Below are 7,906 nucleotides of genomic sequence, written 5' to 3'. Positions count from 1 at the left end.
ATAGACCGGACGTGGACACCCCGCAAGGGGCGGAGCCGACCGGCACTAATGGTCGAAGACAACACAACACCCACCCCCCTGGAGGGGTGGCGGCATCAACCCTTACTGCGCATCCTGCCTGCGGCAATATGCACGGACGGCCACAGGCGATCGAAGCACACGGAACACGCGTCCACCATCCGGTCCCCAAACCGCCAGAAGACCCCATGCCCTTCGCGTGAAGGGGATGGATGAAATTGAAGATTCGCGGCGGTCATGGCCTGGGGGAGACGCCCGGTCCCATTCCGAACCCGGAAGCTAAGACCCAGCACGGCAATGGTACTGCACCCGGAAGAGTGTGGGAGAGTAGCACACCGCCGCCACAACACTTAGAAAGGCCTCGAGACGCATAAGCGCCCGAGGCCTTTTGTTTTTCTTAAAGCGATGAACTTCAAATTGGCTAGATTAAGCCGAACGGTATTACAGGCGGACCTGGCCTAGGAGACCTTGACTCCTGTACAGGTAAACTCTGATCTACGTTCTTAGACAGAGGGAGCTGGAACATTCTTGACTGGCAGGCTATAACTTTTGCTAACCCCATAAGGGTCGCGGCCGGCCTTTGCCTCTTTCATCTGCAGGCAGAGATTGGAAGCGGCCTGCTCACCCATTGCTTTAGGATCCTGTTCAAGCAGGTAGATGCCGTTTTCCACGTATTGCGACCAGTCCCAGTCGTCGAAACTTACCAGGCCCAAGTCTCTAGGGAAAACGAGTCCGAGTTCCCGGAGAGAGGCGAGTGTTTCGAAGAGGAGCGGGCCCATCAAAGAAACCAGGAGAGTCTTGCCGGTGCTGCCATCCTCTGCCATGTCGGCGATTTCTTTTCTGATTTGTTTGGACAACCATGATCCGTCATGATCACCCATCTCTATTCTGACATATTTCTTCTTCAAGGCTTGGGATGCCCGTTCAAACCCTTCTGCGCGTATGGTCTGGGCGGATACCTGGCTCAGCACTCGGCTCAGAACTACTACTTTCCGATAGGGTCCGGACAAGAGCTTGGAACCAAGGGAGAAGCATGAGTCAAAATTGTCGCTGGCTACCTGGCTGATCTGGTGGGGTTGATCCCCGATTAGTCTGTCAACCATGACCAGGGGTAGATGAGCAGTTGAAATAGACTTGTAGGCTTCAAAATAGCAGGCATTAGGCTGGATAATCAAACCGTCTACTTGCTGGGATAGCAGTCTCTCAATTTCATCCTTTTCCTGGTCGACTGAATTGTTGGAGTTCATCAGCATGATGTCGTAACCGGAGGGCTGCAGGACGTTGTAGATTCCCTTGAAAAGAAGCGAGGAGAAAACATTGGAGATATCACCGACGATAACGCCGACGATCATGCTCTGTCCTCGTCTTAGCTGCCTTGCCGAAGCCCGGGGCGTGTAATCGAGCCGATTCACTGTTGCCTGGATGCGTAGTCTGGTGGCAGGACTCATCTTCCGGTAGTTGCCGTTGATGAAGCGCGAAACAGTGGTGACTGAGACTCCGGCCTCACGAGCAATATCCGTTATCGTCGCCTTACTCATGCATCCTCCTGAGGTTCGCGCCCTTATTCAGCCTTGTATACGTAGCGGGGGCACTGGTCCTTATTCGTTTTACCTCACTATGTAGCCCGGGTTTTGGATTACTCCAACAATGTGACTAGAGAGGTTACGGAGCGGACCGGATTGACATAATGGGGCAAACCGTGTATAACTAAGGTTAATCGATAAACCTCATAAAACGTTGCCGTTTTCAATGAAAGTGATATCGATAAACCAATAAAAAACACTGAGGCCTTAACCAACGCAGCGGAGGTAAGCGCTACCAAGACAAGGTGCTAAGTGTTCAGCGAAAGGATGTTGTCGATGGTGGACGATGATTTCTCGTTACAGAGCTTCGCCCTGACAGGCAAGGTGGTCGTCATTACGGGCGGTGCTAGTGGCCTGGGTGAGTACTATACACAGGCTGTGACCCAGGTTGGAGCCGATGTCATGGTCGTTTCGAGCACGGAGAAAAACTGGGACAAGATCAGGGAATTCGTCCAGGCCCAGGGGCGTCGTCTGGTCCTCCTGAAGCAGGACATTACGCAGGAGGGCGCCGCCGATAAGGTGGTGGAGACGGCGATGAAGGAGTTCGGCAGGATCGATGTCCTTATCAACAATGCCGGTATGCAGCGTCGCCACCCATTAGATGAGTTCCCCGACGAGGATTGGCGGGCCGTCATTGACCTCAACTTGAACGCCCTGTACTACCTGTCACATGCGGTGGCCAAGGTGATGATGAAGCAGCGTTCAGGCAAGATTATCAATATCGGTTCGATGCAGTCTTACCGAGCGGGGAAATATATCTTCCCCTACGCCGCCAGCAAGCATGCGGTCATGGGGCTTACGCGGGCTTATGCAGATGCCTTGGCACCCTACAACGTTCAGGTCAACGGAATAGCTCCGGGCTATATTGACACTCCCATGACCAAAGCCCTCCAGGAAGACCCTGTTCGCAGCGTAGAGATCAGGGATCATATTCCCGCAGGGCGCTGGGGACAGCCCTCGGAACTCAAGGGTGCCATGGTCTTCCTCTGCTCCAAGGCTTCAGACTACATGACCGGAGTCATGATACCTGTAGACGGCGGTTACCTTCTGCGTTAATTGCAATGCCATATCCCCGGCTCAAGCTGTCGGCCGGGGTGTCGGCTCTTCTCTTCATCCTCCGATCGATGTAGATCGGGAATTCTGAGCATGATATCTGAAACCACTCACAAAAGAGGATCCAATGAAGCTTCTCATAGTTGCCTGCGCCGTAGCAGTGCTTATATTCCTTATAGTCAAGGTCAAGCTCAACACCTTCGTCTCCCTGATCATCACATCCATATTGGCAGCTCTGGTTCTGCAGATTCCTCCGGATAAGATTCCTACTACCATTGAGAATGGTATCGGGGGTCAATTAGGTCATCTTGCCATCATCTTTGGATTCGGCTCTATGCTGGGCAAACTCGTCTCTGACTCCGGCGGCGGCCATCGCATAGCTATGACTCTGATCAGACATTTTGGGCGCAAACGCATCCAGATAGCCGTGGTGCTGGCATCCTTCGTAATCGGACTGGCGCTCTTCTTCGAGGTGGGTTTGGTGGTTCTTCTGCCAATTATCTTCGTCATCGCGCGGGAATTGGACATGCCACTCATGTATCTGGGTATTCCCATGGCAGCCACTCTGAATGTGACTCACGCATTCCTGCCACCTCACCCTGCGCCCACGGCCATCACCGCGACTCTAGGCGCCAGTATGGGCCAGGTCCTGATCTACGGCATTGTCGTTTCCATTCCCACGATCATCGTTGCCGGCCCCCTTTTCAACTCCTTCCTCCACCGTGTTTGCCCATCGATGTACCACGAAAACATTGATGTAGCTGTCTTGGGCGACTTCAAGGAGTTCGAAGAGAAGGACACGCCCGGATTCTGGATCAGCGTTTTGACCTCCATGATGCCGGTCATTCTGATCGCTGTGGCCACGATATGTTCCTTCGTCTTGCCCAAGGCCGCAATTATTACTAAGGTCATCACCTTCATCGGTGCCCCCGACATCGCCATGCTGCTCTCTTTGGTTTTCGCGGTATGGTCCATGGGATATGCCCGAGGCAAGAAAATGCCTGAGATTGCCGGATCCATGACGGAATCGGTCAAGCAAATCGCCATGATGCTCCTCATCATTGGCGGTGGCGGCGCCTTCAAGCAGGTTCTGGTGGATGGCGGCATCTCCGATTACATTTCCACCCTGTTCGCTCACATCAACATGCCGCCGCTGATCGCGGCCTGGCTGGTAGCAGCGGTTCTCCGGGTATGCTTGGGTTCCGCTACAGTGGCTTCGCTGACGGCCGCCGGTCTGGTTGCACCTCTGATGGCCATGTCTCCCGTCAATCCGGCCCTGATGGTTCTGGCTGTAGGGGCAGGGTCCGTCGTGGCCGATCACGTCAACGACGCAGGCTTCTGGATGATCAAGGAGTACTTCGGACTCAGTCTGAAGGAGACATTCATGTCCTGGACCACGGTGACCACGGTTCTTTCTGTGACCGGCCTTGCTGCAGTCCTCCTGCTTTCGCTGGTGGTCTGAGGGACCTTGGGGAACGAGGTATAGTCTCCGCTAAAGAAATGGGGGAGGGGCAACTCCTACGGCAAGTGATGCTGTAGGAGTTGCCCCTCCTCGAATTTGGGGTCAGAAGAGGCCGTTGTCGTTGCGTGACTTCACGCCTTCTACGTTTTGCTCGATGATATCCCAGTGCTCGGCCAGCTGGTCATCCTGCAGCCGGTAGATATCGCAGACCTTGTTGACATGGCCGTTCTTCAATGTGCACTTGAAGAAGACATAGACCATGTCGTCCTCGCCGTTCAGTCTGATGATGTCAATTTGCGGGCCCAGGGACAGAAAGCCCTTGATGAACTCCAGGAATCCTGACTTCCCATCGGCACATGTTGGGTTGCGCTGGATGTAGTCGTCCCGCATGAACCTGTCGAGGTTGCTGATATCTGCCTGGCTGAAGACCTGGTCGTAGAACTCCTGCACCAGGGACTTGTTGGCTGCCGTCTCACTCATGCTCATCATGAACCCTCGTCTTCCGCCAGTACCCAGGCTTTCGGGTTTCTTCATGATGGGTGTCTTCGCTCAGGCTCGTAAGCGTGCATGAGACCAAGGTGAGCAGGTGGATGGTGACTGACGGGAAGGCTATCAGGCCTTGAAGTGGCGCTCGTCGTTCATGGTGGCGAAGTTCAGGCCAATCAGGATGCCGCCGCCTATGTAGTTGCCCAGCATGGCCACCAGGACCACCAGGATTGCCTTCCAGGCGTTGACCCGCCCGAAGACGCCCAGGATGAGGAAAAGGGCCGAATCCGCTATAGAGTGCTCGAACCCGCAGAAGGCGAAGACGAAGACGGCTACGACCATGATGATGCACTTGGTGAAGTCGTTGGAAAGCTTGCCGTTGTAGACCATGAGCATGGCAATGTTGATGCAGAAGTTGCACAGGATACCGCGCACGAACAGGTCGGCGAATCCCATGGGGCCGCCGGAGACGTAGCCGGTCTTGGTCGCCGCAGCAGCCAGCATCTGGTCCAGGGTGGGACCGCTGATGATGGATGAGAAGCGCAGGATAACGGCTACGATCAGGGCTCCGGCCAGGTTGCCCAGAAGGCAGAGGACCAGGATCCGCAGGGAGGCCAGCCAGCCCAAGCGCTTGTGATAGGCGCCTATGGTGACCACCATCATGTTGGAGGTCAGCAGTTCGGAGTTGGTGTAGTAGATCAGGACCAGGGCCCAGCCGAAGGTGGTCGCCGCCAGGACCCGGCCTGCCAGGATCAGGCCGTGGTCGGCGGGGTTTTGGCCGGCTTGACCCATGATGACGAAGAAAGCCGTGAAGAAGATACCTACAAAAAGGCCCGCCATGGTGGCTCGTTGCATGTACTTGCCGGTCAGGGCGCCGCTCATGGTCTTCTTGCTCTCGACCACATCCAGGACGGTGCTGATAAAGGCCCGTCCGGGGAAGAGGGGCTGTCTCTTCTGTTGATCTGTCATCTGATTGGATTGCTCATTCACGGGGTTCATTATGGCATTCCCGAGTAAAGAGGGACCGCCCTTAGGGCCCGACTGTGCGGGAATTCACTTCTTTGCCGGTGCCACCCGGTGTCGCTCAGCCTCACTCCGTGCGCAGGGCGGTGGCGGGATCCTGCTTGGCTGCCTTCCGTGAGGGGATCAGGCCGCCGATCAGGGTCAGGACCACGCTCAGAATGACCAGAGCCACGCCGCCCGAGGCAGGCAGGGCTGCATTGACTTCGGTAGTCCCCATGAAGTGGTGCATGATGCTGTTGGCCGGAATGATCAGCAGCAGGGTGATGCCCACCCCCAGCAAGCCGGCCAGAAGACCGATGAGGCCGGTCTCGGCGTTGAAGACGTTGGAGACGTTCCGCTTGGAGGCCCCCATGGCGCGGAGGATGCCGATCTCCTTGGTCCGCTCCAGAACCGATATGTAGGTGATGATGCCGATCATGATGGAGGAGACCACCAGCGAGACCCCGACGAAGGCTATCAGCACGTAGGTGATGACGTTGATGATGGTGGTGACCGAATTCATCATCAGGCCGACATAGTCGGTATAGACGATCCTGTTCTTCTCCGCGGCCTTGTCGTTGTAGTGCTTGATGGAGTCGCCCACGGAATTCTTGTTCTCGAAGCTATCCGTGTAGATGCTGATGCGGGAGGGGGCATCCCGGGAGATCAGGCCGAAGTCGCTCAGGTTGTCTGCGTAGGTGCCGGTGGAGACATACTGGTTGTAGATGGCGACCAGGGCCTCCTGCGGAGCGGTGGCAATGTACTGGTCGAATGCCTGGGCCGTCTGTTGTTCGGCTGAAGCCCCCGTGGGGATGCCTGCAGAACCTTGGGCTCTGGCAGCGGCCCCTGCCCGGCCCTGGGCCTCCTGGCCGGCCATGGCTGCCGAGCCTTTCATGATCTCCTGGGCCATGCTGGCCTTCTGGCTAACGCCCAAGGATGCGATGTAGGCCTTGGCATCGTTGGCCTTGGCGGTATCGTCGGAGGGGGCAAAAGCCATCCCGTTGAGGACGCTGTGGCCTTGGTCAGCCTCCTGGTCGGTGACGATGGGACTGGTCTTGGCCTGGTCAATCAGGTAATCGGTCAGCTGGCGGGTGTACCCGACGCCCACCTTGAGCGGCGTGGCCTTGGCCCCCTGGTTGGGGCGAACGATGCCGACGATGTGCAACTGCAGACCCTGGTCGGCGGCCTTGGACATCTGGTCGGTGCTGTCGCCGATGTAGTGGTAGTGGCCGTCGGTCCCCTTGGCATACTGGTTCGCAGCGGGCACCAGGGAAAGCTTCTGGTCCATGGCCTTGGCGTATTCGATGGGCTTGGTGTCGACCTTGACCTCCTGTCCGCTGTTGAGCTTGTTCATCATGTCGGTGTACTGGCTGGAGGGGAGGATGCCCAGCTTGTACAGGCTGGTGACGGGCATCTGGTTGTTCTTGTCCAGCACCAGGACCACCTGATCCTTGGCCTTTGGCCATGTGCCGTTCACCACCTGGTAGTTGTCGGTCACCACCTTGCTGATGGTGGTCTTGGCATCGGCACCCGGCATGATCTCGCCGAAGATCTCCGGGGCCTTGTTCTTCTCGGTCTTGCCGGTCAGGTAGGACATCTGCATGGACTGGATGTCGCCCATGTCGCTGTCGGTGTTGGCCGTGGCCATCTGGCTGGCGGTGGAGCTGGCATCGTCCTGCCCGCCCATGGTCACCTTGTCCGCAGAGACCAGCTTGCCGTCCGGATCGTGTCCGAAGACCGAAAACTTGGTGGCGTAGGAATACTGGATGCCGACGGACCCCACGTACTGGTGGATTTCGCTCTTGGGATTGTCCAAGTATTTTTTGAAGTCAGTCAGATTGTTCTGGGTGATGCTGCTGGTCAGGCTGGAGGCCCCCTTGATGCTGGAGTCGTCCGGCTGAATGGCCTTGAGATCCTTGTGGGCCTTGGCCTCCTTCTGGGATTCCTGGGCGGAGTCCACTATCTTGTTCAGGTCGAAGGACTGCTCCTGAATGGTGATGGGGTAGGAGGTCATGGTCTCCCGCTGCACCCTGTCGATGTAGCGGTTGACTCCGGTGGATACGGACAGGATCAAGGCGATGCCGATAATGCCGATGGATCCGGCGAAGGCTGTGAGTGCAGTTCGAGCCTTTTTAGTACGAAGATTGTTGAAGCTCAGGGACAGGGAGGTCAGCAACCCCATGGAGGCCTTGCCGAAGGTGCGGTGGCGGGCGCGGCGGATGGGTACCTGGTCGTCGGGCAGGGGGTCGGAGTCGCTGATCACGGAGCCGTCGTGCAGCTCCACGATCCTGGTGGCGTACTG

6 protein-coding genes and 1 rRNA gene are annotated in these 7,906 nt (G+C 56.8%); 3 read left to right on the top strand and 4 right to left on the bottom strand.

The genetic code is table 11. The features are described 5' to 3' along the window. The first annotated feature begins 245 nt into the window (after positions 1 to 245). Positions 246 to 362 (top strand): 5S ribosomal RNA (rrf, locus tag AC0AP0_RS06450). Between the two features lie 159 nt (positions 363 to 521). Here rrf and AC0AP0_RS06445 read toward each other — a convergent pair. Continuing rightward, positions 522 to 1,556, bottom strand: a complete 1,035-nt coding sequence (locus AC0AP0_RS06445; RefSeq protein ID WP_490429774.1) for a LacI family DNA-binding transcriptional regulator — start codon at positions 1,554 to 1,556, stop codon at positions 522 to 524. Positions 1,557 to 1,877: 321 nt separating this feature from the next. Between AC0AP0_RS06445 and AC0AP0_RS06440 the strand changes: the two genes are divergently transcribed. Both AC0AP0_RS06440 and AC0AP0_RS06435 read left to right on the top strand, forming a co-directional pair. After that, a complete protein-coding gene (locus AC0AP0_RS06440) occupies positions 1,878 to 2,657 on the top strand; it encodes a glucose 1-dehydrogenase (protein WP_110412240.1) in 780 nt (259 codons plus the stop codon). Between the two features lie 124 nt (positions 2,658 to 2,781). Then, positions 2,782 to 4,116 carry a gluconate:H+ symporter gene (locus AC0AP0_RS06435; protein WP_490429773.1) on the top strand — a complete coding sequence of 445 codons (1,335 nt, stop codon included), beginning with the start codon at positions 2,782 to 2,784 and terminating at the stop codon, positions 4,114 to 4,116. Positions 4,117 to 4,218: 102 nt separating this feature from the next. Here AC0AP0_RS06435 and AC0AP0_RS06430 read toward each other — a convergent pair whose 3' ends face one another. From AC0AP0_RS06430 to AC0AP0_RS06420, 3 genes are all read right to left on the bottom strand, one after another. Beyond that, on the bottom strand, positions 4,219 to 4,650 hold the full coding sequence (locus AC0AP0_RS06430; RefSeq protein ID WP_490429772.1) for a nuclear transport factor 2 family protein: 432 nt from the start codon (positions 4,648 to 4,650) through the stop codon (positions 4,219 to 4,221). 78 nt (positions 4,651 to 4,728) lie between these two features. Then, positions 4,729 to 5,571 (bottom strand): formate/nitrite transporter family protein, encoded by an 843-nt coding sequence (locus tag AC0AP0_RS06425; RefSeq protein ID WP_445342129.1) that lies wholly within the window; start codon positions 5,569 to 5,571, stop codon positions 4,729 to 4,731. Between the two features lie 121 nt (positions 5,572 to 5,692). Continuing rightward, on the bottom strand, positions 5,693 to 7,906 hold a 2,214-nt coding region (locus AC0AP0_RS06420), incomplete at its 5' end, for an ABC transporter permease (RefSeq protein ID WP_490429771.1).

The sequence above is a fragment of the Bifidobacterium sp. POST2/T3 (B1) genome (assembly GCF_058197115.1).
This window is presented reverse-complemented; position numbering and strand designations above follow the sequence as displayed.

Excerpts from the sequence above, each read along its gene's own strand:
- AC0AP0_RS06430 (WP_490429772.1), bottom strand. The coding sequence starts at position 4,650 with ATGAAGAAACCCGAAAGCCTGGGTACTGGCGGAAGACGAGGGTTCATG.
- AC0AP0_RS06445 (WP_490429774.1), bottom strand. The coding sequence starts at position 1,556 with ATGAGTAAGGCGACGATAACGGATATTGCTCGTGAGGCCGGAGTCTCA.
- AC0AP0_RS06425 (WP_445342129.1), bottom strand. The coding sequence starts at position 5,571 with ATGACAGATCAACAGAAGAGACAGCCCCTCTTCCCCGGACGGGCCTTT.
- AC0AP0_RS06435 (WP_490429773.1), top strand. The coding sequence starts at position 2,782 with ATGAAGCTTCTCATAGTTGCCTGCGCCGTAGCAGTGCTTATATTCCTT.
- AC0AP0_RS06440 (WP_110412240.1), top strand. The coding sequence starts at position 1,878 with ATGGTGGACGATGATTTCTCGTTACAGAGCTTCGCCCTGACAGGCAAG.